The following is a 25201-nucleotide window of genomic DNA, read 5'->3' on the forward strand; positions in this document are numbered from 1 at the left end:
ATCGGGCCTTTTCGAATAGGATCGCGAGCGGCTCAGCCTTCGGCGGGCTCGGTCTTGGAAATGACCTGCGCAACCGTGTGGCGCACGACGCGCACCTTGATACCCTCGGCCAGTTCAACCTCGATCTCACTGTCATCCTTGACCTTCGACACCTTGCCGATCAGCCCGCCCTGCGTGATCACCTGATCGCCGCGACGCAGCGCCGCGACCATGGCCTTGTGTTCCTTCATCTTCTTCTGCTGCGGGCGGATCAGCAGCAGATACATGATCGCAAAAATCAGAATGAGGGGAATGAACTGGCCAAAGGCTTCCATCGGGTCGCGTCCTTCTTGATGCTGCGGGACCACCCCCGCGATTTGGCGCGAACCTAGGGGCGTGACCGGGGTTTTGCAAGGCACGAAAGGGCACCGGCGCGCGGCCTGTCCTTGCCGCGAAATCTGGTCTATCACGCGGCGTGACGATTCATCCGACCCGAGGTAAATGCCCATGCACGATATCCGCGCGATCCGCGACAATGCCGCCGCCTTCGACGCAGCCCTCGCCCGGCGCGGCCTCGCACCGGTCTCGGGCGAGATCCTCGCGCTCGACGAGGCACGGCGCGCACGCATCCACGCCGCCGAGAACGCGCAGGCCGAGCAGAACCGCGCATCCAAGGATGTCGGCGCCGCCAAGGCGCGCGGCGACGAGACCGGGTTCGAGCGGCTGCGCGCGCTGGTGGCCGAGAAGAAGGCAGAGGTTGCGGCGATGCAGGCCGAGGCGCGCGATTTCGATACGCAGCTCACCGACATGCTCATGGCCATCCCGAACCTACCCCATGACGACGTGCCCAACGGCACGACCGAGGCCGATAATGTAGAGCTGCGCCGCTGGGGCACGCCCGCCACATTCGATTTCCAACCCAAAGAGCATTACCAGATCCCCGCCGTCATCAGGGGCATGGATTTCGAGGCCGCCGCCAAACTGTCCGGCGCGCGCTTCGTCGTGCTCTCGGGCACGGTCGCACGGCTCCACCGGGCGCTGGCGCAGTTCATGCTCGATACCCATATCACCGAGAACGGCCTGACCGAGACATGGACGCCGGTTCTGGTGCGTCCCGAAATGATGCAGGGCACGGGCCAGTTGCCCAAGTTCGGCGAGGACAGCTATGAGACCACCAACGGTTGGTGGCTCATTCCCACCGCCGAGGTCACGCTGACCAACCTTGTCCATGGCGAGACGGTCGAGCAGGCAAGCCTGCCGCGCCGCATGGTGGCCCATACCCAATGCTTCCGCTCCGAGGCCGGATCGGCGGGCCGCGACACCGCCGGCATGTTGCGCCAACACCAGTTCGAGAAGGTCGAGATGGTCTCGATCACCCATCCCGATCACAGCCGCGACGAGCTTGACCGCATGACGCGCTGCGCCGAGGGCATCCTGGAGCGCCTCGGCCTGCCCTATCGGACGATCGTGCTCTGCACTGGCGACATGGGCTTTGGCGCGCGGCGCACCCATGACATCGAGGTCTGGCTACCCGGTCAGAACACCTATCGCGAAATTTCCTCCGTCTCGGTCTGCGGCGATTTTCAGGCGCGCCGGATGAACGCGCGCTTCCGCCCCACGACCGGCGGCAAGCCCGAATTCGTTCATACGCTCAACGGTTCGGGCCTTGCGGTCGGGCGCACGCTGATTGCGGTGCTGGAAAACGGCCAGCAGGCCGATGGCTCGGTGCACCTGCCCGAGGTGCTCGCGCCCTGGCTCGGCGGCACGACACTGCTGACGCCGGAGGGCAGGCTTGCCTGAGCCTGTTCTGGCCTGAGCTTCTTCTGGCTGCAAATATCCTCGGGGGGGCCGCCCGCATGGGCGGCGGGGGGCGGACAGCCCCCCTACCCACTCACCGCCGCGCGCGGGCTGTGGCGGGTGCAGAGCTGGCCGATCTCGAAGGGCGCAAGGCTCATCGCCACACAGGCGCAATAGCCGCCCTGGCCGCGCGCCTCGTAATGGCTGCAGCTATCGCAGGTGCCGATTCCCTCGCCCCCGCGCATCTCTGCCAGCCGCGCGACCAGATCGGGCAATAGCCGCCCGAGTGCGTCCCGCTCCACCTCTGCCAGCTCGCCGATGGCGCGGCTCAGGTGCCGCAGCGGATCGCTTCCCAGCATCGTCCGCCCGGCCTCTGTCACCTCGAAACGCACGCTGCGCCCGTCGCTGTCAGAGCGTCGCCGCGCCAGCAGCCCGCGCGCTTCCAGCGTCTTGAGCGTCTGCGAGGCGGTACCGCGGGTCGTCACCTGAAAACTGGCGAAGGCAGAGGGCGTGCGCGAGGCGCGGTTGGCGCGCGCGAAAAACCGCAACGCCGTCCATTGCGCGGCCGTGAGCTGCGCCGCCCCTGCCTCCTCTCCCTGGCCGGCACGGGCAACGTGCAGAAGGAGTTCAGCAAGATTGGCGCTGTCGGATACGGTGTCCTGGTCCATGGCGATATGATAGCGAGGCGAAATTGATTTGACCAGATGATGGCGACAGGATAGTTTCGATTCGAAATCATAATCGGCTCCACCTCGCCATGAACAAACCTTATTTCCCTCACAACAGCCAGAATCGCACCCGCAAGACTGGCCCGGCCATGCTCAGCCCCGAAGAAGAGGTGCGGCTTGCGCGGGCCTGGCAGCGCGACGGGGATGTGAACGCGCGCAACCGCCTGCTCACTGCCTTCGGTCCCCTGGCCCACGCCATGGTCGCGCGCGCGACCCGCATCCGCGCGCAGGCCGATCCCGATCTGGTGCAGCAGGCGTTTCTGGGGCTGATGCGCGCCGTGGATCGATTCGACCCCGATCGCGGTATCCGTTTCTCGACCTATGCGGTCTGGTGGATTCGCGCCGAGCTTCAGGATTACCGGATGCTCAACTGGTCACTGGTGCGGCGGGGCCGTTCGGCGCGGGCGCGGCAGGCGTTCTTTCAACTGGGTGCCATCGAGGAAACCATGCCGCCCGCCCCTGGCGAAAGCGCACCCGACCGAGACCAGCGCATCGCCCATGCGCTCGGCACCACGCCTGGCACGCTTGCGCAGATGCGCGCGCTCTTCGGCCATGGCGACGCCTCGCTCAACGCGCCCGTGACCGAGGACGGCAGCGAGGCGGTCGAACTTCTGCCCGATCCCGACAGCGACACCGAAGCCGCCTATGCCGAAACGCAGGCCCGCACCCGCCTGCGTGCCGCCATGATCCGCCATTTCCACACCCTGCCCGAGCGCGAGCGGCGTATCGTCGTGGCCAATGTCTTGCAGGATCCGCCGCTCACGCTCAACGATCTGGCCGCGGTCCACGGCATCTCGCGCGAGCGGGTGCGGCAATTGCGCGAGCGCGGGCTGGAACGGCTACGCGAACGGATGGCGAAGGATTCAAGCGTTCCGAGCCTTGTCTGAGCCCGCTACTCCGCCGCGATTGCCTGCGCCCGCCGCGCCTCGGGGAACGGCACGAGCCGACCGCCCTCTTCATCCCAGAGCTTGAGCGTGAAGCTACGCAACGCTTCGGGCCAGCGGATCGGATCGTGGCTCTTGAGATGATCCGGCAAGTCATTCTGACAGCGACGCAGATTGTAGGACGGAATGGCCGGATTGTAATGGTGCAGATCGTGATAGGCGATATTGCCCGTGCCCAGATCCCACAGCCAGCCAAGCTCGAGCGAGCTTGATCCCACCAGCGTCGCCTTGCGGAAATCCAGATCGGGCTTGCGGTCCCAGTAGGTCTCTTCGAAATTGTGCTGGAGATAGACCAGAAACACACCGATCACGCCGCCGATCAACGCGCTCGCGCCCAGAACCGCCAGCCCCGGCACGCCAAGCAGGCCCCAGACCGCCACGAGATAGCTGCACAGCACGAGGTTATGCGCGATCACGCCAGATGCGCCCACCCGACCGGTGTTGCGCGGCCAGCGATAGGCGATGAAATAGGTGAACAGCGCGCCAATCGGCAGCATGATCAACGGGTTGCGATAAAGGCGATACCAAAGCCGCCGATGCCAGGGCGCGGTCTGCCATTCTCGCAGGGTCATGGTGTGGATCTCGGTCGTCTCGCGGTGATCGAGATTGCCGAGATAGGCATGGTGCTGATTGTGGTTGAACTGCATCACCCGGTAGGGCGTCAGGGAAAAGACGGACAGGACATGACCGCCCGCATCGTTGAGCCAGCCGGTCGCAAACAGCGAATGATGCCCGCAATCGTGCTGCAGGACGTAGAGACGCACCGAGGCAAAGGCCAGCAGCCCCACAAGCGGCACCGCAAGCAACCACAGCCCCGCCCCGGCAAGTCCCGCCGCCCCCCAGAGTGCCCCACCATAGATGACAAGCGTGCCGAGAAAGGACAGCGCGCCGCGCAGATCGCTCTTGCGGGTATAGGGTTTCAGAAAGGTGCGCAGATCGGCGGTGGTGTCGCTTTCTGTCATTGTCCCTCTCCGGTGTCGTTCGGGTCTGGCGGTTCTTCCAACTTGTGAACATGGCCTTGCCGTGACTGTGATCAACCACTTGCCGCAAGGATCAGTGGCAGTGCACGCGCCCGGTCGCCTTCTCCATGTGACAGCACTGACCGGGGGGCGAGCTTTTGCGGCAACCACCGCCGTGATCGTAAACCGGCGTATCCTGGCCATCCACCACGACCGTTGCGGCGGGCGACGCCGCTGGTGCCCATCCCGACACTAGCGCCGCTGCAGCGACCGCCAGAACCCCCAGACGCATATCCATCAAAACCCCCCGCCCGCCCGCGCGCGCGGATCAGTGCACCGTCATCAATGGAAAAAGGCTAACAGCAGACTGTCGCAAAGAAAAGCCTGCGAATATCACGCCACCTCTGCCGCCACGGCGCGAATGCGCCCGATCATCGCGCGCACCCCGTTCGAGCGTTGCGCCGACAGATGCGCGTCAAGCCCCAACCGCGCCAGTTCCGCTTGGGCATCGACGTGGTCAACCTCGGCCACCGGCACCCCGTTGTAGAGCGCGCGCAAGACCGCGATGAGGCCACGCACGATCATCGCGTCGCTGTCGCCGTCGAAATGAAATCGTCCGCCCTCGATGCGCGGATGCAGCCAGACCTGACTGGCGCAGCCCTCGACCTTCGTGGCGGGCACCTTGAGCGCCTCGTCGAGCGGGTCCATGTCGCGGCCCTTCTCGATCACATAGCGATATCGGTCTTCCCAGTCCTCTAGAAACTCGAAATCCGCAACGATATCCTCGAATGCTTCGCTTGCCATTCCGCTCTCCCGCGTCACCGCGCAAGACCTAGGCGCACGGGCGCGGCAGGTCCAGCCCTCGCTTGCATCTTTTCAACCCCGCGCCGATCGGTTAGGCAAGTCGCGGATCGTGGTGAGGGCATCGGGCATGAAACGGCGGGTATTTCTGGGTCTTGTGGCGGCGGGCGCGCTGGCGGGATGCGGCGCGGGCAGGGATCGCACGCGCCGGGAATCGGGTGGCCTGTTCGGGCGCAGGCGCGCGCGCCGCGCCGCTGCGACCAGCCCCGAGAACACCAACCCCCTGATCCCGCAAGGGGCCGATTCCGAAGAAAGCCTGTTTTCGTCGATCCAGCGCCGCCGACGCGAACAGCCCTACGAGGGCACCCCGGTCGCCGTCGTGACCGCGCTTGAGGCCAAACAGGCATCAGGCGGGGTGATCGTCCGGGTCGAAGGGCTGTCGTTGCGGCAGGGCGCCTTTGATGTGCGCCTTGTGCCCGACAATCCCGAGGCCAGCCCCGTGAATGGTGTGCTTGGCTATGAATTGCGTGCCGTGCAACCCGCGGATACGCCGCAAGGCCCCGAAAGCGCCCGAATGCTTCTCGCAGGCGTCTTTGTCTCGCGCAAGACGCTCGACGAGGTGCGTGAGATCCGCGTGCGCGCCGCGCAGAACGAGCGCATCATCCGCCTCTGACACTCAGAGCGGCACCGCCTCGACCGTCTCACCGCGCACCACAAGACCGATTTCGCCCCGGCAAAGCCGCAGCGCGTCTGCCCCGAACACCTCATGACGCCAGCCCGACAGCGCGGGCACATCGCGCCCGCCTGCGGCCATATGATCAAGATCGGCGGCGTTTGCGATCAGCTTGGCGGCCACACCCGACTGCTCGCTCCGGGCCTTGAGCAGCACGCGCAGAAGATCGGCCAGCGCCGGGTTGGGCGCGTCCCTTGTCTCGGTCTCGATGCGCGGCAGCCGATCGGGAGGGCATTCCAGCCCGGCCTTGACGGCGGCAAGGATGCCGTCTGCGATCTCTCCCTTGCGCGCCTCGCGCAGCAAAAGGCGCGAGCGCCCCAGATCCTCGGGCGTCTGCGGCTTGGTCGCGGCCAGTTCCAGCAGCGCGTCATCCTTGAAGATGCGCGCGCGCGGCACGTCGCGCGTCTGCGCGAATTCTTCGCGAAAGCGCGCCAGTTCGCGCAGGATGGCCAGGAACTTCGGCGCGGTGTTACGTGTCTTGACGCGCCGCCACGCCTCGGCCGGGTCGGTGCGATAGGTGTCGGGATCCCTCAGCACCGCCAGTTCGTCGGCCACCCATTTTTCGCGGCCCGTGCTTTCGATCTTGCGCGCGAGAAATTCGTAGATCTGGCGCAGATGGGTCACATCGGCCAGCGCATAGGTCATCTGCGCCTCCGTGAGGGGACGCCGCGACCAGTCGGTGAAGCGCGAGCTCTTGTCAACCGCGGCCTTGGCGATTCGCTTGACCAGCGTCTCATAGCCCGCCTGCTCGCCAAAGCCGCAGACCATCGCCGCCACCTGCGTATCAAAGAGAGGCGTCGGGATAACCCCGGCATCCACCTGAAATATCTCGAGATCCTGCCGCGCGGCATGAAAGACCTTGACCACGGTCGTATCCTCGAACAGCGCGTAAAGCGGATCGAGCGAGAGCGCCTCCCCCCCCGCAATCGGATCGACCAGAACCGCACCCTCGTTGCCCTTGCCCGGCATGGCCAGTTGCACAAGGCAGAGGCGCGAATAATAGGTCCGCTCGCGCAGGAACTCGGTATCGACGGTCACATAATCGTGCCCGCGCGCGGCCTCGCAAAAGGCGGCAAGCGCGTCGGTGGTGGTGATGGTCTGCATGCCTGCTATCTGTCTTTCATCATGTTTTGCCCCGTCCCTGGCTCGTATAGACAAGTTCGGGGCCGATGCAAATGCTCGCTCAGGGCAGGTATATGGGATGCCGGTCCCCGGCTGCAAAGCGACGCAGCACCGCCGGATAGAGGACATGCTCCTGTTCCAGCACCCGCGCGGCCAGCGTCTCGGGCGTGTCATCCGCCAGGACCGGCACCCGCGCCTGCCCGAGGATCGGCCCGTCATCGAGCGCGGGCGTGACCTCATGCACGGTGCAACCAGCCTCTTTCTCGCCCGCCTCAAGCGCACGGGCATGGGTGTGAAGCCCGCGATACTTCGGCAAGAGCGAGGGGTGAATATTGATCATCCGCCCCGCCCATTGGCCAACGAACCCGGCGGTGAGAACCCGCATGAACCCGGCAAGGCAGATCAGGTCGATACGATATGGCACAAGCCGCGCGGCGATCTCGGCCTCGAACGCGGCACGGTCCTTGCCGAAGGGGCGGTGATCCACCACCTCGGTCGCAATCCCCTGCGACCGCGCCCAGGCGATGCCGCCCGCCTCCGGGTCGTTCGAGAAGACGAGCACCGGCCGCGCCGGGTGTTCGCCCGTCATCGAGGCAACCAGCGCGCGCATGTTCGACCCGCCCCCGGAGAGGAAAATCGCAACGCGGCGCGTCACAGCAGGCGGCCCTCGTAGCGCACGCCTGCGCCCGTCACCACCTTGCCGATGCGCGCGATGCTCTCGCCCGCCTCTGCCAAGGCGACCTCGATCTCGCTTGCGTGCGCGGGATCGACGACAACCACCATGCCGATGCCGGCGTTGAACGTCTTGAGCAGTTCCGCCTCTGCGATGCCGCCCGTCGCGGCCAGCCAGCGAAACACCCCCGGCAACTCCCATGCGCCAAGGTCGATCTCGACCCCCAACCCCTCGGGCAATACGCGCGGAACGTTCTCGGTGAGACCGCCCCCGGTGATATGAGCAAGGCCCCTTATGCCGCCAGCCTTCAACGCCACGAGCAAGGGCCGCACATAGAGCCGCGTGGGCGCAAGCAGCGCCTCGCCAAGCGTGCCCTCGCCCCAGGGGCAGGGATCATTCCAGCCAAGCCCCGAAATCTCGACGATCCGGCGCACGAGGCTGTATCCGTTGGAATGCACCCCATCCGAGGCCAGCCCCAGCAGGATATCGCCCTCGGCCACACCCTTGGGCAATTCGGTGCCCCGCTCCAGCGCGCCCACGGCAAAGCCTGCCAGATCGAAATCGCCCGCCGGATACATCCCCGGCATTTCCGCCGTCTCGCCGCCGATAAGCGCGCAGCCCGAGGCGGCACAGCCCCGCGCGATGCCCTCGACGATGCGCGCAGCCTTTTCGACCTCGAGCTTGCCAGTGGCGAAATAGTCCAGGAAAAACAGCGGCTCCGCCCCCTGACAGATCAGGTCATTGACGCACATGGCCACCAGATCGACGCCTACCCCATCCACGATCCCGGTGTCGATGGCGATGCGCAGCTTGGTGCCCACCCCGTCGGTCGCGGCAACCAGAACCGGATCGGTAAAGCCCGCCGCCTTGAGATCGAACAGACCGCCAAAGCCCCCCAGCCCCGACATCACGCCGGGCCGTTTCGTGGCGGCGGCGGCGGGCTTGATCCGCTCAACCAGGGCATTTCCGGCATCGATATCGACGCCCGCCTCTGCATAGGTGATGCCGTTTTGGGTCTCGGTCATGGCCGCATCCTTCCGCTTGTCGCGGCAGGGGTTAGACCATTGCCCCGGCCCGCGCAATCGCAAAGCCGTGGCTCAGCCAAGCGAGGCCAGCCAGCGGTCGAGCGCCTCGGGCACGGGATCGAGCCGCTCGACCTCGCCGCCCACGAACTCGGCAAGTCGCGGCGCGTTCAGGCCGTTCACCCCCACCAGCACCGGCACGCCAAGGGCGACAGCCTCGGCGATCAGCGCGCGAAATCCGCGCCCTTCGGCTTCGTGCTTGCCGAATTTGTTGACGATGACCAGATCGACGCCCACGCTCAGCCGCGCCTCTGCCTCCGTCACCGCCTGTTCCAGCGCCTCGGGATCAAGCCGACAGCCGCGCGCGCCGGGGCCAAGGCTCTGCGAGATGCGAATGACCGGCCCGTCAGGCAGAACCTGCACATCCATGTCGCAGGGCCGGTCCGGCCCGCAATCGGAGTTCACCTGTACCGTGCCGCAAAGCCGCAGCCCCTGCGCGGCCGCACACGTGGCAAACCCGTGCAGCAGCAGGTCCATATCCCCCCGCCCTTCGGCCATGACGCAGGCAATCCGCATGGCCGCGCCTCAGTCGGCCAGGCGGCTGATGACCACCGTCACCTCGGGCCGCTTGCCGATCTCGTTCTGTGCGCTCTGCCGGGCCACCCGGCGCAGCCCTTCCTCAAGCTTGTCGTCATCGCCGAGCACCTTGTTGCCTGCGCGGCCCATGAACTGCGCCAGATCCTCCTCCAGCACATCGACAAGCGGCGCGTTCGAGCGCCCGGTCCCTGCCAGCCCCATCGTCTCGACCCAAGGCTCGCCAAGCGGCTCGTCCTCCTCGTCGAGGATCACGTTGATCATCACATGACCGTTGAGTGCCATGCGGATACGATCGCGCACCACACCATCAAGCGCGCCATACTTGACCGATCCGTCCAGATAGGTGCGCCCGGTCTCGACATATTCGGCCACCTTGGGCGCGTTGCCGCTGAGGTCGATCATCATGCCGTTGACGGCAAGAATGCCCTCGATCCGGTTCGCGCGCGCCAGCTTTACATGCTCGCGCAGATGCCGGTGCTCGCCATGCATGGGAATGAGCATCTGCGGCTTCAGAAGCTTGTGAATCGTGTCGAGATCGGGCCAGTTGGCGTGCCCCGAAACGTGATAGCGGTCGTCGCCCTCGATCACATCGACGCCCAGTTCGGAAAACTGGTTGATGATTCGGATGACCCCGCGTTCGTTGCCGGGAATGGTCTTGGAGGAAAAGAGGAACGTATCGCCCTCCTTCATGGTGATCCCGTTATACTTGCCATTGGCAAGTTGCGCGCTTGCCGCGCGGCGCTCGCCCTGAGATCCCGTGACGATCAGCATCACGTTTTCGCGCGGCATGTTGGCCGCCTCCTCCGGCGTCACCGTGCGCGGAAAATCGGTCAGCACGCCACTTTCCACAGCGGCCTCGATCATCCGCCGCATCGCCCGCCCCATCAGGCAGACCGAGCGCCCCGCGCGCGCCCCCGCCTCGGCCAGCGTCTTGACCCGCGCCACGTTGCTGGCAAATGTCGTGGCCACCACCATACCGGGGCGATCCGCGACCAGATCGGTGATCGGCTGCGCCACGCTGCTCTCTGACCGCCCCTCGTGATGGCTGAACACATTGGTGGAATCACAGGCCAGCACCTTGACGCCCGCCGCCCCGATCGAGGCCCAGAGATCGTGATCGAACGGCTCGCCCACGCCCGGCGTCAGGTCGATCTTGAAATCGCCCGTGTGCACGATGCGGCCATCGGGCGTGTCGATCACCAACCCGGAGCTTTCGGGGATGGAATGCGAGATGGGCACGAATCCTACCGTGAACGGCCCCGCCGTGACCGTCTCGGGCCAGGGTGAGGCGATGCGCACGGCCGTTTCAGGATGACCGAACTCTGCCATCTTGCCGCGTGCGATATTGGCGGTGAAGGCGCGGGCATGGATCGGCGCGCCAAGCCGGTCATAATAATGTGCCACGGCGCCCACATGGTCCTCGTGCGCATGGGTGATGAATATGCCGTCAAGCTGGTTCCTGCGCGCTTCCAGCCAGGAAATATCCGGCAGGATCAGATCCACCCCCGGCGAGTTGTCCATGTCCGGGAATGTCAGCCCCAGATCGACAAGGATCAGCCGCTCCTTGCCCGGTTTGCCATAGCCGTAGACATAGGCATTCATACCCACTTCACCCGCCCCGCCGAGGGGCAGATAGATCAAACGTTCGCTGCTCATGGGGCGTCAGCCCTCCTTGTTATAAGCGTGAATCACGGTCAGTCCGTGCATCGTCAGTTCATCCTCGAATCTGTCGAACAGATCCGTGCCTTGCTGGAAAAGCGGGGCCAGCCCCCCGGTTGCGATGACCGTCATGGCGCGTCCGCGCTCGGCCGTTATCTGCTCACATATCCCATTGACGAGGCCGACATAACCCCAGAACACGCCCGATTGCATGCAGGCGACGGTATTAGTGCCGATGACCTTGTCGGGCTTGGTCACATCCACATGCGGCAGCGCCGCCGCCGCCTCATGGAGCGCCTGAAGCGACAGATTCACCCCCGGCGCGATCACCCCACCGATATAGGCCCCGTCCGTGTCCACCACGTCGAAGGTGGTCGCCGTGCCGAAATCCACGATGATGAGATCCCCGCCATGCAGATCGAACCCCGCCACCGTGTTCACCAGCCGGTCGGGCCCCACCTGCGTGCCCGCATCCACCCGCACATCCACCGGCAGGCGGCATTCGGGTTTGCCCACCACCAGCGGGCGACAATTGAAATAACGGTCGGCAAAGACGCGCAGGTTGAACACCACGCGTGGCACGGTCGATGAGATGATCACATCGGTGATCTGCGCCCTGATGCCGTAGTGGTTGAGCAATGTCGAGAACCAGACGAAATACTGGTCCGCCGTGCGCTGATGTTCGGTCGAGGTGCGCAGGGTGCACAGAAAACGCTCCCCGTCCCAGATCGAGAACACCGTATTGGTATTGCCACAGTCGATCGCCAGAAGCATGTCCCGCCCCCCGTTCAGAAAAACACCTCGGCCGCGGCGATGGCGTTGCGGCCCCTCGGCGTCAGCAACACCAGGTTGCCGGCCCCGTCCACTGTCTCGAACCGGCCTTCATGGCTCTCGCGCGTGGTGCGCGCGGTGATCACATCGCCCAGGCGCGCCGCCCGGTCAAGCCAGGCCCGGCGAACGGGTTCGAAGCCGTAGGTGACAAAGGACGCCTCATGCCGCGCATAGGCCGGCGCGAGCAGGTCAAGAAACGCCTCCGGGCCGATGGCCACGCCCGTCTCTGACAAAAGTGAGACCGGACGCACCGCCCCCGCCTCCAGCTCGGCCAGGTCCGGCGCGGCCACGAGATTGACCCCGATGCCGATTGCGAAATGGTTAAGGCTCGCCCCCGTCCCCGCGCTTTCCAGCAGAATCCCGGCCAGCTTGCCGCCATTGAGCAGCACGTCATTGGGCCATTTGAGCCCGAGACCATCCGCCCGCCCCGTCGCTGCCACCACCGCATCGTAAAGCGCCAGCGACGCCACGAAAGATCGCAACGCCACCCGGTCGGGGCTTTCCGAGGGCCGCATCACCAGCGTCGCCGCGAAATTGCCGGGCGGGTTCGCCCAGGACCGGCCCCGCCGCCCGCGCGCCGCCGTCTGTTCCAGTGCCAGAATCCATTCCGGCCCCGAAAGCGTCGCGGCAATCCGCGCGCCTTCCGCATTGGTGCTGTCCACCCGCGCCAACACCCGCCGCCCATAGCCTTCGGGCCAGTCGCTGCGCGCCCCCGGTTTCATCGTTCCCCAAATACTCCCGCCGGAGGCATCCCTACCCCGCCGCGGGCGCACGTCTCAGCGAACAAGGGTCGCCGCCGCCGCCTGCGCCATGGTCTCGATGCCGAACATGTTGATGATGCCGAACACCATCACCGCCGCCGATCCCATCAGGAACGCCCATTGCACCAGCGAGCGCCCGGTTTCCAGCGTCGAGCCCTCGTCGCCGAAATACATGTAGTAGACGATGCGCAGATAGTAGAACGCGCCGATGACGCTTGCCACCACCCCCGCCACGGCAAGCCAGACAAGCCCACCCTCATAGGCCGCGCGCAAGACGTAGAGCTTGCCGAAAAAACCCAGAAGCGGCGGCACGCCGGCAAGGCTGAACAGAAGGATCAGCATGGCCAGCGCCCGCCCCGGCTCGGCCTTTGAATAAAGGTTGAGGCTGCGGATATCCGTCACCGGCTGCCCATCACGCTCCATCGACAGGATGAAGGCGAAGGTGCCCACATTCATCGTGACATAGATCGCCACATAGACCAGCATCGCCTGCACGCCGAACGCGGTGCCTGCCGCCAGCCCCATCAGCGCATAGCCCATATGCGCGATCGAGGAATAGGCCATCAGCCGCTTGATATCGGTCTGGCCGATCGCCGCGATCGCGCCCAGGAACATCGACAGAAGGCTGAGCGCCGCCAGCACCTGCTGCCAGTCCGCGACCACGCCGCCAAAGGCGTCATGCACCACGCGTGCGAAAAGACCCAATGCCGCCACCTTGGGCGCAGTGGCGAAGAAGGCGGTGATCGGCGTCGGCGCGCCCTCGTAGACATCGGGCGTCCACATATGGAACGGTACCGCCGAGATCTTGAACGCGAGGCCCGAGATCACCAGCACCAGCCCGATCAGCAGGCCAAGCGGCGTCTGCCCGTCGGCGGCGGCGATGATGCCCGAGAAAAGCGTCGTGCCGGCAAAGCCATAGACCAGCGACGCCCCGAACAGCAGCAGGCCGGAGCTGAGCGCGCCAAGCACGAAATACTTCAGCCCCGCCTCGGTCGATTTCAGATTGTCGCGCCGCAGCGAGGCGATCACGTAAAGCGCCAGAGATTGCAATTCCAGCCCCATATAGAGCGCCATCAGATCGCCCGCACTGACCATCACCATCATGCCCACGACCGAAAGCGCGACGAGGATGGGATATTCGAACCGCAGGATGCCGCGGCGCTCCATGTAGTCCTGCCCCAGCACCAGCACAGCCGCCGCCGACAGAAGGATCGTGACCTTGGCGAAACGCGCAAACCCGTCATCGTTGATCATGCCACCGAAGGCCGTGCGCGTGCCCGAGCCCCCCATCCCGATCCAGATCGCCAGAAACGCCATCAGCGCCGCCGTCACCCACACGAGCATCGGCGCGAGCCGGTCCTTGCCGGTATAGACCGCCCCCAGAAGCGCCGCCATCGCGTAGACCGACAGCAGGATTTCCGGCAGGATTACGTTCAGATCAGCCTGCATGGTTCAGGGACTCCGGTTACTGCGCGACCTGCGCCACTGCCGTCGCGACACGCGCGACGGACTGGGCAAGTTCGACATTGGAAATCAGCGCCTCGACAGAGGGGCCGGTGATATCGGTTACAAGTCGGGGATAGACGCCCAGAAGCAGCGTCATCGCCACCAGCGGCGCAAAGATCGCGCGCTCGCGGCGGCTCATGTCGGTGATCGTCCTCAGGCTTTCCTTGATCAGATCGCCAAAGACCACCCTACGGTAAAGCCAGAGCGCATAGGCCGCCGACAGGATCACCCCCGTCGTGGCCACCGCCGCCACCCAGGTATTGACCTGGAACACGCCCACCAGCGTCAGGAACTCACCCACGAATCCGCTCGTGCCGGGCAGGCCGACATTGGCCATGGTGAAGAACATGAAGATGAGCGCATAGGCCGGCATCCGGTTCACGAGGCCGCCATAGGCGTCGATCTCGCGGGTATGCATACGGTCATAGATCACGCCCACACAGAGAAAGAGCGCGCCGGAGATGAAGCCGTGGCTGATCATCTGGAAAATCGCCCCGTCAAGCCCCTGCTGATTGGCCGCGAAAATCCCCATCGTCACATAGCCCATATGCGCCACCGAGGAATAGGCGATGAGCTTTTTCATGTCCTCCTGCGCCAGCGCGACCAGCGAGGTATAGACAATGGCAATCGCCGAAATCCACAGGATGAACGGCGTCAGCACCTCTGCCCCCACCGGGAACATCGGCAAGCTGAAGCGCAAAAAGCCATAGCCGCCCATCTTCAGCAGGATCGCCGCCAGCACGACCGAGCCCGCCGTCGGCGCCTGAACGTGGGCATCGGGCAACCAGGTGTGCACCGGCCACATCGGCATCTTCACCGCGAAAGAGGCGAAGAAGGCGACAAACAACAGGGTTTGCATCCCGCCGATGATGTGAATCCCCAGCAGCGAGAAATTCTCGGAGGCGAACTCGTGCCGCAGCAGCGTGGGAATGTCGGTCGTGCCCGCCTCGGCGAACATCGCCACCATCGCCACCAGCATCAGCACCGAACCGAGGAAGGTGTAGAGAAAGAACTTGAAGGCCGCATAGATCCGCGCCTTGCCGCCCCAGATCCCGATAATCAGGAACATCGGGATCAGCCCCGCCTCGAAGAAGAGGTAAAAGAGCACCAGATCGAGCGCCATGAACACGCCCAGCATGAGCGTTTCCAGAAGCAGGAAAGCGATCATGTATTCCTTGACGCGGGTGGTCACGCCCCATGACGCGGCAATCGTCAGCGGCATCATGAAGGTCGTCAGCATCACGAAGAGAACGCTGATCCCGTCCACGCCCAGCTTGTATTTCAGACCCAGAAGCCATGCGCGCTCTTCCACGAACTGAAAACCCGTATTCGACGCATCGAACCCGAACAGGATGAAGAGCGAAACAACGAAAGTCAGCGTGGTCGCGATCAACGCCACCCATTTCGCATTGGTCTGCGCTGCCGCATCCTCACCGCGCAGGAAGATGGCGAGGATCGCCGCCGCAATGGCCGGGATGAAGGTGACGATGGAGAGAAGGTTGTCCATCAGTTGGCCCCCCCGAAGATGGTCATCCAGGTGATGAGCGCGGCAATGCCGAGAACCATGGCAAAGGCGTAGGTGAAGATATAACCCGACTGTGCGCGCCCCGCGAGCCGCGTAAGGCGCGGGACAAGCCCCATCGCCACCCCGTTGATCGAGCCGTCGATCACATCGCCGTCGCCGCGCTTCCACAGCAGGCTTCCGAGCGCCTTGGCCGGACGAACGAAAACGAAGTCATAGATCTCGTCGAAATACCACTTGTTGAGCAGGAACAGATAGAGCGGGCGGTTGGTCTCGGCCACGCGCCGCGGCATCGCCGGATCCCAGACATAGAACCAGAGCGCCATCAGCAACCCGCCCAGCATTGCCACGAAGGGGCTGAGCTTGACCCATGTGGGCACGTAATGCGCGTCACGCAGCACGCTGTTGCCCTCGGCCATCAGGATCGCCCCGTTGAACCAGCCATTGACCTGATCCTCCGAGCCGAAGAACGGACCATACCAGATCATGCCCGCGAACACCGCGCCAAGCGCCAGCACGCCAAGCGGCACCAGCATGACCATCGGGCTTTCATGCGCGTGCTCATGGGTGTGCTTGTCGCCGCGCGGGGTGCCGTAAAAGGTCAGGAACATCAGCCGCCAGCTATAGAACGAGGTGAACGCCGCCGCGATCACCAGCATCCAGAAGCCGTACCCCCCCATCGTTCCGGCGAAGGCGCTCTCGATCACCGCATCCTTCGAGAGGAACCCGGCAAACCCGATATGCGTCAGAGGAACCCCCACGCCGGTGATCGCGAGCGTGCCGATCATCATCGCCCAGAACGTATAGGGCAGCTTCTTGCGCAGGCCGCCATAGTTGCGCATGTCCTGCTCGTGATGCATCCCGTGGATGACCGAGCCTGCGCCAAGAAACAGCATCGCCTTGAAAAACGCGTGGGTGAAGAGGTGGAACATTGCCACCGAATAGACCCCCACACCGGCGGCCACGAACATGTAACCAAGCTGGCTACAGGTCGAATAGGCGATCACGCGCTTGATGTCGTTCTGCACAAGGCCCACGGTCGCGGCGAAAAACGCCGTCGAGGCCCCGAGGAACACCACGAAAGTCATCGCCTCCGGCGCGTATTCCATCAAGGGCGACATGCGCACGACAAGGAACACGCCCGCCGTGACCATGGTTGCGGCATGAATGAGCGCCGAGACCGGCGTCGGGCCTTCCATGGCATCGGGCAGCCATGTGTGCAGGAACAACTGCGCCGATTTGCCCATGGCCCCAATGAACAGAAGCACCGCAATCAGGTTGGCCGCGTTCCACTCGGTCCAAAGAAAGGCAAGCTGCATCTCCGCCAGCTCCGGCGCGGCGGCGAAGATGTCGTCGAACCGAACCGAGTCGGTCAGGAAGTAGATCGCCATGATGCCAAGCGCGAAGCCGAAATCGCCCACCCGGTTCACCACGAAAGCCTTGATCGCGGCGGCATTGGCGGACGGTTTGCGATAGTAGAACCCGATCAGCAGATAAGAGGCGACACCAACCCCCTCCCAGCCAAAGAACATCTGCACGAGGTTGTCGGAGGTTACCAGCATCAGCATGGCGAAAGTGAAGAACGAGAGATACGCGAAGAAACGCGGGCGATAGCTCTCGTTCTCGCGGAAATTCTCGTCATGCGCCATGTAGCCCACGGAATAGAGATGCACGAGCGCCGAGACGGTCGTCACCACGATCAGCATGATCGTGGTCAGCCGGTCCACCCGGATCGACCAGGCGGCGTCAAGCGTCCCCGACTGCACCCAGTCGAGGATATGCACCGCCTGCGCCTCGTGCGCACCTTGCACGAACACCACCCAGCTCAGGATGGCCGAGAGAAACAGCAGCCCCGTGGTCAGCCATTGCGCGCCCTTGTCACCGATGATCCGCCAGCCAAAGCCTGCGATGATCGCCCCGATGAGCGGCGCAAAGAGGATTATCTTGTAGATCATCGGGATCAGCCTTTCATCACGTTGACGTCTTCCACGGCGATAGTGCCGCGGTTACGGAAGAAACAGACGAGGATCGCAAGGCCGATGGCGGCCTCGGCGGCGGCCACGGTCAGCACGAAAAGGGTAAAGACCTGCCCCACCAGATCATTGAGGTGGGCGGAAAAGGCGACGAGGTTGATGTTGACCGACAGCAGCATCAACTCGATCGACATCAGCAGCACGATCACGTTCTTGCGGTTGAGGAAAAGCCCGAAGATCCCGATGACGAAAAGCGCGGCGGCCACCGTCAGATAATGTTCAAGTCCGATCATGTCTGTCCCTCCGGGTCCTGCCCGTTTGTCGTCTCTTCGCGTCGCGCCCCGAGTCCTGCCGGAACATCTTTTCTATCGTCATCCCGGGCTTGACCCGGGATCTCTTTGCCCCAAGAACCCCCGGTCAAGCCCGGGGCGGACAGGGGCTTTTACAGTCCCTGACCCGGCCGCACGTCCTTCAACTCCATCGCCTTCGCGGGGTCGCGATACATTTGCGCCAGCACGTCCTGCCGCTTGACGCCCTCGCGCTGGCGCAGCGTGAGCACGATCGCCCCGATCATCGCCACCAAGAGGATCAGCCCCGCCAGTTGGAACAGGATGAAATACTGGTCATAGAGCAACAGCCCCAGAGCGGCGGTGTTCTCCACCCCTTCGGGCGTCACCGCGCGACGTGCGGCCTCGGCCCCGTCCGCCGCCGCCCAGTTGCCAAAGGCGATGCCGAACTGCATGAGAAGGATCACCCCGATCAGCAGCGCCAGCGGCATGTATTTCGCCATCTCGGCCTTCAACTCGGCGAAATCCACATCGAGCATCATCACCACAAAGAGGAACAGCACCGCCACCGCCCCCACATAGACGATGATCAGCAGCATCGCCACGAACTCGGCACCAAGAAGCACGAACAGCCCCGCCGCGCTGATGAAGGACAGGATCAGCCACAGCACCGAATGCACCGGATTGCGGCTGACGACCGTGAAAAGCGCCCCTACCAGAAGTGCCGTCGCGAAGAGATAGAAGGACATCGCCGCAATCGTCATTTCCCTGTTCCTTTCTCGTCCGCTTCGTCCATGACCTCGCGCGCGAATTCCATCGCGCGGGTCATCGACGGAATACCGGCAAACATCGACATCTGCGCGATGGTCTCGGCTATCTCGTCTTTCGTGGCCCCCGCCTCGAGCGCATGGCGCACGGTCATGCGGATCTGCGTGTCGCTCTGCGCGCCCAGCATGGTCAGCCCCGCCAGCGTCAGCAAGAGCCGTGTCTTGGCATCGAGCCCGTCCTTGTTGATCCCCTTGCCAAAACTCATTTCCATGAATTCCTTCGGCATGGTCGGCCACAGCTTCTCGAACCCCTTGGGTGAAAAGCTCTCAAGCGCCGGATTCATCGCCCGCGCCATTTCCTGGGCCTGGCGCATCATCATCTCGAAGGGGTTGGGGGCATCGGTCATCGGTAGGGCGCATCCATTTCGAGGTTACGGGCGATCTCGGCCTCCCAGCGTTCGCCGTTCTCCAGCAGCTTGGCCTTGTCATAGAACAACTCCTCGCGCGTCTCGGTGGCGAACTCGAAATTCGGACCCTCGACAATGGCATCCACCGGGCAGGCCTCCTGACAGAAGCCGCAGTATATGCACTTGGTCATGTCGATGTCATAGCGCGTGGTGCGGCGGCTGCCGTCGTCGCGCGGCTCTGCATCAATCGTGATCGCCTGCGCGGGACAGATCGCCTCGCACAGCTTGCAGGCGATGCACCGCTCTTCGCCATTGGGATAGCGGCGTAGCGCGTGCTCGCCGCGGAACCGGGGCGAAAGCGGCCCCTTCTCGTGCGGATAGTTCAGCGTCGCCTTGGGCGCGAAAAAGTATTTCAGGCCCAGCTTGAAGCCGACGAAGAAATCCTTGAGCAGGAAATACCCCGCCGCGCGTCCGTAATCCATCTGCGTCATGGCTCAGCCTCCAATCGCCCAACGGGCCCAGAACCCGCCGAACACTTCGAATTTCGCAAGGAATGCCACGATCACGACCCACCCGAGCGACATGGGCAGGAACACCTTCCAGCCGATCCGCATGAGTTGATCGTAGCGGTAGCGCGGGGTGATCGCCTTGACCATGGCGAAGATGAAGAAGAACACGACCATCTTGCCGAACATCCACAAGACCCCGTCGGGCAGGCCGGGAATGGGCGACAGCCAGCCCCCGAAGAACAACAGCGACATGAGCGCGCACATCAGGAAGATCGCGATATATTCCCCGGCCATGAACAGCAAGTAGGGGGTCGAGGAATATTCCACCATGAAGCCTGCAACGAGTTCGGACTCGGCCTCGGGCAAATCAAACGGCGGTCGGTTCGTCTCTGCCAGCGCGGAGATGAGGAACAGAAACACCATGGGCAGGTGTGGCAGCCAATACCAGCCGAAAAAGCCATAGGCCGTGTCCTGCGCCGCGACGATGGCGCTGAAATTCAGCGAGCCGGTCGAGATGATCACCCCGATGATGATCAGGCCGATGGACACCTCGTAGGAAATCATCTGCGCCGCCGAGCGCAAGCTACCGAGGAACGGGTATTTGGAGTTCGACGCCCACCCCCCCATGATCACGCCGTAAACCTCGAGCGAGGAGACGGCAAAGACGAAAAGCACGGCCACGTTGATATCCGACAGAACCCAGCCCTCGTTCATCGGAATGACCGCCCAGGCGAGGATCGCCAGCACAAACGATATCATCGGCGCCAGCAGGAATACCGGGCGATCCGCCCCGGCCGGGATCACCACCTCCTTGACGACGTATTTGAGCGCGTCGGCCACCGATTGCAGAATGCCATAGATGCCAACCACGTTTGGCCCACGCCGCATCTGCACGGCGGCCCAGATCTTGCGGTCGCCATAGACGAGGAACAGCAGAGATATCATCACGAAGCCGACAATCGCCAGACTTTGCGCGAGGATCAGCACAAAGGTCCCGAACGGGGTTGTCAAGAATTCAGCCATCAGGTCAGGTCCTCATACCATCGGTATTCCGTTTTCCGCACAACTCGCGGCGACGACTTCGGCGTCGATTGTCTTCAGTCCTCGGGGCAGCGATTCCGAGATCGTATAAACCGCATCGCCTCGCCAAATACCACCCTGTTCGACCATGTTGGTACGCACATGACGCGCAAATCCATAGCCCCGGATCAGCGTGTATTGCGCGGCAGCGCATTCGGCGTAACGCTCCACGTCCCGCCCGACCCGCGCCCCGCGCATGGTGACGCGGAAATTTACCAGATCCCCATCCAGAAGCCGTGTCTCGACCCCGAGATAATCGGGAGCAAAGGCAACCGCTTCAGGCTCGGCACAGCCCGCAAGACCGCCAGAAAGGCCAAGCGCGAGCGCCGGTATGAGGGGCGCGACCATCTTCACTCGGCCGCCACCGGACGCGACCGGCGCGCGCAGGCATTGGCGCTCAGTTCCGCCATCAACGCGCTGGCGCGGGCAATCGGGTTGGAAAGGTAGAAATCGGCGATGGCCGTTTCCAGACGTCCCGCCCCGAGATCAACCGCAGGCACCGCCTGCCAGTCATTCACGGACACTTCGTCGATCCGCGCCAGATGTGGCACCGCCTTGACCAGCGCCTGACGCAGTTGCGCAAGGCTGTCAAAGGGCAGCGCCTCGCCCATCTCGCCGGAAAGCGCGCGCAGGATCGCCCAGTTCTCCTTGGCCTCGCCGGGGGCAAAGCCCGCGCGCAGCGCCAGTTGCGGGCGGCCCTCGGTGTTGACGAAAAGGCCGTTTTCCTCGGTCCAGGCCGCAGCAGGCAGGATAACATCGGCGCGATGCGCACCCCGGTCGCCATGACTGCCCTGATAGATCACGAAAGCGCCCTTGGCGATCTCGATCTCGTCCGCGCCGAGGTTCACGATCACGTCCGCGCCGTCGAGCGCCGCCGCGATCCCGCCCTCGCAGGTCGCATTCACATCCATCGCGCCCACGCGGCCCGCCGCCGTGTGCAGCACCAGAAGCCCCGCGCCCTGCCTTTCGGCCAGTTGCATGGCATGGCTCAGCACGCCCGCGCCATTCGCCCCACGCAAACCGCCCTGCCCCACGATCACCAGCGCGCCATCGAGCGGGGCGGCCTCGGCCACAAGCGCGGCCAGCGCCGCCAAATCCGCGCCCTTGCGCTCGGCTTCGAAGGTAAGAGCTGCCGCAGCCCCCAGATGGGTGATGTTGGCCCCCCTGAGCCAGGCCTTGCGGATGCGCGCGCCCAGTACCGGGGCCTCGACGCCCGGATCGGATCCGATGAGCGTAATATGTTTCGCGCTGTCGATATCCTCGATCCGCGCCGTGCCGACATAAGCAGAGCGGTTGCCCGCAGGCAGCGCCGCTCCATCGGTCCGACACTCGACCACGCCGCCCTGCCCCTCGACCAAGAGCTTGAGCGCATAGGCTGCCTCAACCGGGGCCAGATCGCCCACCAGACCCGCCAGCTTCGACGCGCCCTTGATCGCCTGCGCCGCAACCCCAAGCGCCTCGGACCAGCTTGCCGGGCGCAAACGTCCGTTCTCACGGATATAGGGCTTGTCCAGCCGTTGCCGACGCAGCCCGTCCCAGACAAAGCGGGTCTTGTCGGAAATCCACTCTTCGTTCACGCCGTCATGGTTGCGCGGCAGGATGCGCATGACTTCGCGCCCCTTGGTATCGACGCGGATACTGGAGCCGAGCGCATCCATCACGTCGATAGTCTCGGTCTTGGTCAGCTCCCAGGGCCGGGCGGTAAAGGCATAAGGCTTTGAGACAAGCGCGCCCACCGGGCACAGGTCGATGATATTGCCTTGAAGGTTGCTGTTCAGCGTCTCGCCCAGATAGGAGGTGATCTCGGAATCCTCGCCGCGCCCGGTCTGGCCCATGACATGCAGCCCGGCCACTTCGGTCGTGAAGCGCACGCAGCGCGTGCAGGAGATGCAGCGCGTCATATGCGTCTCGACCAGCGGCCCGAGGTCAAGATCCTCAGAGGCACGCTTGGTCTCGCGGTAACGCGAGAAATCAACGCCATAGGCCATCGCCTGATCCTGAAGATCGCACTCTCCGCCCTGATCGCAGATCGGGCAGTCAAGCGGGTGGTTGATGAGCAGAAACTCCATCACACCCTCGCGCGCCTTCTTGACCATGGGCGAATTGGTTTTCACCTGCGGCGGGCTGCCATCTGGAAAGGGACGCATGTCGCGCACCTGCATGGCACAGGACGCCGCCGGTTTCGGCGGCCCCGGCTGTACCTCGACCAGGCACATCCGACAGTTGCCCGCGATGCTGAGACGCTCGTGATAGCAGAAGCGCGGGACCTCGATCCCCACCTGCTCACAGGCCTGAATGAGGGTCATTGCCCCCTCGACCTCGACCTCTTGCCCGTCGATGATGATCTTGCGTAGGTCCGCCATCCCGTCTCACCTTGCCCAGAGAAGCGCGCCGATCCGGCTCTGCTTCGCGATTTCGTCCCGGCCAAGCGCGCAGAGGCTTGGCCCGTCATTCGGTTCGGCGCCACGCGCCCGGATATAGGCATCCGCGCGCGCGCGCATCTGCCGTTTCTCGTCCTTGTCCTTCACATAGGCCTCGATCTCGGCCTCGGAGTAGCCGCGCCGCATGGCTTCGGCCTTGAGCGCGTTCATCAGCCGAAGCCCGCGGATCATCCGCGCCGAGATGTTGTCGCAGCGCTTGCGGATTTCATCGGCCACCGACATTTCGAGCAGCCGCTGGTTGATGTCCCTCTCCTGCGAGAGCGAGGACGCGTCCGCTCCCGGCGCCACCAGCCCCGTCCCGAGAACTGCCACTAGGATCATGCGCATGATCTGGCTCCTTTCCTGTCATTCCGGGGCGCGGCCACAGCGGCCCGCCCATCTGCGATGCAGATGGGAAGGCGGCGGCCTGTCATGCAATAACAGGCGGACCGAACCAGGGATTTGACAGAGATCAACGCCATATCACGCATGTCCCCGACGCCGAAACCCGATCGCCAGAACGGGTATGGACAGGCCCCGCCTGTCCCTCGCGCGCACCGTCCCATTCGATGGTGGAGGTGCCGAAATTCTCGATGCAATAGCGCGTGGCCTCATGCACCACGGCCTTGCGCGCGCCCTCGATGCCGCGTCCGGCCCGACCGACCGAAGCGGTAAAGTTGCGCCGGTCGTCGCGCTCTGCACGCACCTTGCCCGGATAATAGTTTCCGTCGAACAGCACACGTTCCTCGCGGTTGGTGCAACCCGCCAGAAGCGCGCCGAAAACCACAAGGGCCAGAAGGCCACGATATGTCGGCAGCGCCGTCACTCTGCCGCCACCGCGCTTATGCGCCCGGCCTTCTGTGCGCGGATGCGGTCCTCGATCTCGTCGCGGAAATTGCGGATAAGGCCCTGAATGGGCCAGGCCGCCGCATCGCCGAGCGCACAGATCGTATGTCCCTCGACCTGCTTGGACACGTCGAACAGCATGTCGATCTCCTCGATTTCGGCCTCGCCCCGCACCAGCCGTTCCATCACCCGCATCATCCAGCCGGTGCCCTCGCGGCAGGGCGTGCATTGCCCGCAGCTTTCGTGCTTGTAGAATTTCGACAGGCGCCAGATCGCCTTGACGATATCGGTGCTGCGGTCCATCACGATCACCGCCGCGGTGCCAAGGCCCGAGCGCAGATCCTTTTGCAGATAGTCGAAATCCATGATCGCGTCGCGCATGTTCTCGCCGCGCACGCACGGAACGGAGGAACCGCCCGGGATCACCGCCAGCAGATTGTCCCAGCCGCCGCGAATCCCGCCGCAATGCTTCTCGATCAGCTCCTCGAAGGGGATCGACATGGCCTCTTCGACCACGCAGGGATTGTTGACATGGCCCGAGATGGCGAAAAGCTTGGTGCCCGCGTTGTTGGGGCGCCCAAAGCCCGAGAACCATTCCGGCCCGCGCCGCAGGATGGTGGGCACCACGGCAATCGATTCCACGTTGTTCACGGTCGTCGGACAACCATAAAGCCCCGCGCCCGCCGGAAACGGCGGCTTCATCCGGGGCATCCCCTTCTTGCCTTCAAGGCTTTCCAGAAGGGCGGTTTCCTCGCCGCAGATATAGGCGCCTGCGCCGTGATGCAGGTAGATGTCGAAATCCCAGCCGGATTTGCAGGCGTTCCGTCCGATCAGACCCGCCTCATAAGCCTCGTCGATCGCCGCCTGAAGCGCCTCTTTCTCGCGGATATATTCGCCGCGAATGTAGATATAGCAGGCATGCGCATTCATCGCGAAAGAGGCAATCAGGCAACCCTCGACCAGCGTATGCGGGTCGTGGCGCATGATCTCGCGGTCCTTGCAGGTGCCCGGCTCGGATTCGTCGGCATTGACCACCAGATAGGCGGGCCGCCCGTCGCTTTCCTTGGGCATGAAGGACCATTTGAGACCCGTGGGAAAGCCCGCGCCGCCGCGCCCGCGCAGCCCGCTGGCCTTCATCTGGTTCACGATCCAGTCGCGCCCGTTCTGGAGGATTTTCGCCGTCCCGTCCCAATGCCCACGCGCCATGGCCCCCTTGAGGCTGCGGTCATGCATCCCGTAGAGATTGGTAAAGATACGATCCTGGTCTTTCAGCATCCC

28 protein-coding genes are annotated in these 25201 nt (G+C 64.1%); 3 read left to right on the top strand and 25 right to left on the bottom strand.

Annotation, left to right across the window (positions count from 1 at the left end; translation table 11 throughout):
• Positions 1-32: 32 nt before the first annotated feature.
• Positions 33-314, bottom strand: a complete 282-nt coding sequence (gene yajC / locus KAK09_RS01390) for a preprotein translocase subunit YajC (protein ID WP_210877040.1) — start codon at positions 312-314, stop codon at positions 33-35.
• Positions 315-486: 172 nt separating this feature from the next.
• Here yajC and serS point away from each other — a divergent pair, with 172 nt between their 5' ends.
• A complete protein-coding gene (gene serS / locus KAK09_RS01395; RefSeq protein ID WP_210877041.1) occupies positions 487-1779 on the top strand; it encodes a serine--tRNA ligase in 1293 nt (430 codons plus the stop codon).
• Positions 1780-1862: 83 nt separating this feature from the next.
• On the opposite strand, the gene KAK09_RS01400 is transcribed toward serS, so the two are convergent.
• Positions 1863-2444 (bottom strand): MarR family winged helix-turn-helix transcriptional regulator, encoded by a 582-nt coding sequence (locus KAK09_RS01400; protein WP_210877042.1) that lies wholly within the window; start codon positions 2442-2444, stop codon positions 1863-1865.
• An 89-nt stretch (positions 2445-2533) separates the two neighbouring features.
• Between KAK09_RS01400 and KAK09_RS01405 the strand changes: the two genes are divergently transcribed.
• Positions 2534-3391, top strand: coding sequence for a sigma-70 family RNA polymerase sigma factor (locus KAK09_RS01405; protein WP_210877043.1), 858 nt, complete (start codon positions 2534-2536; stop codon positions 3389-3391).
• A 5-nt stretch (positions 3392-3396) separates the two neighbouring features.
• Here KAK09_RS01405 and KAK09_RS01410 read toward each other — a convergent pair whose 3' ends face one another.
• The 3 genes from KAK09_RS01410 to KAK09_RS01420 all read right to left on the bottom strand — a co-directional run bounded on the left by KAK09_RS01410 (position 3397) and on the right by KAK09_RS01420 (position 5211).
• A complete protein-coding gene (locus KAK09_RS01410) occupies positions 3397-4410 on the bottom strand; it encodes a fatty acid desaturase (RefSeq protein WP_210877044.1) in 1014 nt (337 codons plus the stop codon).
• Between the two features lie 91 nt (positions 4411-4501).
• Positions 4502-4705 (bottom strand): hypothetical protein, encoded by a 204-nt coding sequence (locus tag KAK09_RS01415; RefSeq protein ID WP_210877045.1) that lies wholly within the window; start codon positions 4703-4705, stop codon positions 4502-4504.
• A 95-nt stretch (positions 4706-4800) separates the two neighbouring features.
• Positions 4801-5211, bottom strand: coding sequence for a SufE family protein (locus KAK09_RS01420; protein WP_210877046.1), 411 nt, complete (start codon positions 5209-5211; stop codon positions 4801-4803).
• 127 nt (positions 5212-5338) lie between these two features.
• Here KAK09_RS01420 and KAK09_RS01425 point away from each other — a divergent pair, with 127 nt between their 5' ends.
• Positions 5339-5881, top strand: a complete 543-nt coding sequence (locus KAK09_RS01425; RefSeq protein WP_247650992.1) for a hypothetical protein — start codon at positions 5339-5341, stop codon at positions 5879-5881.
• Positions 5882-5884: 3 nt separating this feature from the next.
• Here KAK09_RS01425 and rnd read toward each other — a convergent pair whose 3' ends face one another.
• From rnd to nuoF, 20 genes are all read right to left on the bottom strand, one after another.
• Positions 5885-7045: a ribonuclease D gene (rnd, locus tag KAK09_RS01430; RefSeq protein ID WP_210877048.1), complete on the bottom strand. Its 1161-nt coding sequence runs from the start codon at positions 7043-7045 to the stop codon at positions 5885-5887.
• A 79-nt stretch (positions 7046-7124) separates the two neighbouring features.
• Entirely contained in the window at positions 7125-7718 is a 594-nt protein-coding gene (purN, locus tag KAK09_RS01435; protein ID WP_210877049.1) for a phosphoribosylglycinamide formyltransferase, read from the bottom strand.
• Entirely contained in the window at positions 7715-8761 is a 1047-nt protein-coding gene (gene purM / locus KAK09_RS01440; protein WP_210877050.1) for a phosphoribosylformylglycinamidine cyclo-ligase, read from the bottom strand. The genes purN and purM overlap by 4 nt, the downstream gene beginning before the upstream one ends.
• A 72-nt stretch (positions 8762-8833) precedes the next feature.
• The gene (locus tag KAK09_RS01445; protein WP_210877051.1) at positions 8834-9334 is read right to left on the bottom strand and encodes a DUF2478 domain-containing protein; all 501 of its coding nucleotides are present in this window, start codon (positions 9332-9334) and stop codon (positions 8834-8836) included.
• Between the two features lie 9 nt (positions 9335-9343).
• Positions 9344-11011 carry a ribonuclease J gene (locus KAK09_RS01450; protein WP_210877052.1) on the bottom strand — a complete coding sequence of 556 codons (1668 nt, stop codon included), beginning with the start codon at positions 11009-11011 and terminating at the stop codon, positions 9344-9346.
• Between the two features lie 6 nt (positions 11012-11017).
• Positions 11018-11788: a type III pantothenate kinase gene (locus KAK09_RS01455; RefSeq protein WP_210877053.1), complete on the bottom strand. Its 771-nt coding sequence runs from the start codon at positions 11786-11788 to the stop codon at positions 11018-11020.
• 14 nt (positions 11789-11802) lie between these two features.
• Positions 11803-12567 carry a biotin--[acetyl-CoA-carboxylase] ligase gene (locus KAK09_RS01460; protein ID WP_210877054.1) on the bottom strand — a complete coding sequence of 255 codons (765 nt, stop codon included), beginning with the start codon at positions 12565-12567 and terminating at the stop codon, positions 11803-11805.
• A 54-nt stretch (positions 12568-12621) separates the two neighbouring features.
• Positions 12622-14055: an NADH-quinone oxidoreductase subunit NuoN gene (nuoN, locus tag KAK09_RS01465; protein ID WP_210877055.1), complete on the bottom strand. Its 1434-nt coding sequence runs from the start codon at positions 14053-14055 to the stop codon at positions 12622-12624.
• Between the two features lie 16 nt (positions 14056-14071).
• Positions 14072-15619, bottom strand: a complete 1548-nt coding sequence (locus tag KAK09_RS01470) for an NADH-quinone oxidoreductase subunit M (protein ID WP_210877056.1) — start codon at positions 15617-15619, stop codon at positions 14072-14074.
• Complete coding sequence (gene nuoL / locus KAK09_RS01475; protein ID WP_210877353.1) at positions 15619-17586, bottom strand: NADH-quinone oxidoreductase subunit L; 1968 nt, start codon at positions 17584-17586, stop codon at positions 15619-15621. The genes KAK09_RS01470 and nuoL overlap by 1 nt, the downstream gene beginning before the upstream one ends.
• A gap of 8 nt (positions 17587-17594) precedes the next feature.
• Entirely contained in the window at positions 17595-17900 is a 306-nt protein-coding gene (gene nuoK, locus KAK09_RS01480; RefSeq protein ID WP_210877057.1) for an NADH-quinone oxidoreductase subunit NuoK, read from the bottom strand.
• A gap of 149 nt (positions 17901-18049) precedes the next feature.
• The gene (locus tag KAK09_RS01485) at positions 18050-18658 is read right to left on the bottom strand and encodes an NADH-quinone oxidoreductase subunit J (protein WP_210877058.1); all 609 of its coding nucleotides are present in this window, start codon (positions 18656-18658) and stop codon (positions 18050-18052) included.
• The gene (locus KAK09_RS01490; protein WP_210877059.1) at positions 18655-19068 is read right to left on the bottom strand and encodes a carboxymuconolactone decarboxylase family protein; all 414 of its coding nucleotides are present in this window, start codon (positions 19066-19068) and stop codon (positions 18655-18657) included. The genes KAK09_RS01485 and KAK09_RS01490 overlap by 4 nt, the downstream gene beginning before the upstream one ends.
• Positions 19065-19559 (bottom strand): NADH-quinone oxidoreductase subunit NuoI, encoded by a 495-nt coding sequence (gene nuoI, locus KAK09_RS01495; RefSeq protein WP_210877060.1) that lies wholly within the window; start codon positions 19557-19559, stop codon positions 19065-19067. Before nuoI ends, KAK09_RS01490 begins: the two co-directional genes overlap by 4 nt.
• 3 nt (positions 19560-19562) lie before the next feature.
• The gene (gene nuoH, locus KAK09_RS01500; RefSeq protein WP_210877061.1) at positions 19563-20600 is read right to left on the bottom strand and encodes an NADH-quinone oxidoreductase subunit NuoH; all 1038 of its coding nucleotides are present in this window, start codon (positions 20598-20600) and stop codon (positions 19563-19565) included.
• 12 nt (positions 20601-20612) lie between these two features.
• Positions 20613-21005 carry a hypothetical protein gene (locus KAK09_RS01505; RefSeq protein ID WP_210877062.1) on the bottom strand — a complete coding sequence of 131 codons (393 nt, stop codon included), beginning with the start codon at positions 21003-21005 and terminating at the stop codon, positions 20613-20615.
• A 2-nt stretch (positions 21006-21007) separates the two neighbouring features.
• Positions 21008-23020 carry an NADH-quinone oxidoreductase subunit NuoG gene (nuoG, locus tag KAK09_RS01510; protein ID WP_210877063.1) on the bottom strand — a complete coding sequence of 671 codons (2013 nt, stop codon included), beginning with the start codon at positions 23018-23020 and terminating at the stop codon, positions 21008-21010.
• A gap of 6 nt (positions 23021-23026) precedes the next feature.
• A complete protein-coding gene (locus KAK09_RS01515; RefSeq protein WP_247650995.1) occupies positions 23027-23425 on the bottom strand; it encodes a DUF5333 domain-containing protein in 399 nt (132 codons plus the stop codon).
• 124 nt (positions 23426-23549) lie between these two features.
• The gene (locus KAK09_RS01520; protein ID WP_210877064.1) at positions 23550-23903 is read right to left on the bottom strand and encodes a hypothetical protein; all 354 of its coding nucleotides are present in this window, start codon (positions 23901-23903) and stop codon (positions 23550-23552) included.
• Positions 23900-25198 (bottom strand): NADH-quinone oxidoreductase subunit NuoF, encoded by a 1299-nt coding sequence (gene nuoF, locus KAK09_RS01525; protein WP_210877065.1) that lies wholly within the window; start codon positions 25196-25198, stop codon positions 23900-23902. The genes KAK09_RS01520 and nuoF overlap by 4 nt, the downstream gene beginning before the upstream one ends.
• Positions 25199-25201 lie beyond the last annotated feature (3 nt).

The sequence above is a fragment of the Roseovarius autotrophicus genome (assembly GCF_018069895.1).
GTDB classification, from domain to species: domain Bacteria; phylum Pseudomonadota; class Alphaproteobacteria; order Rhodobacterales; family Rhodobacteraceae; genus Roseovarius; species Roseovarius autotrophicus.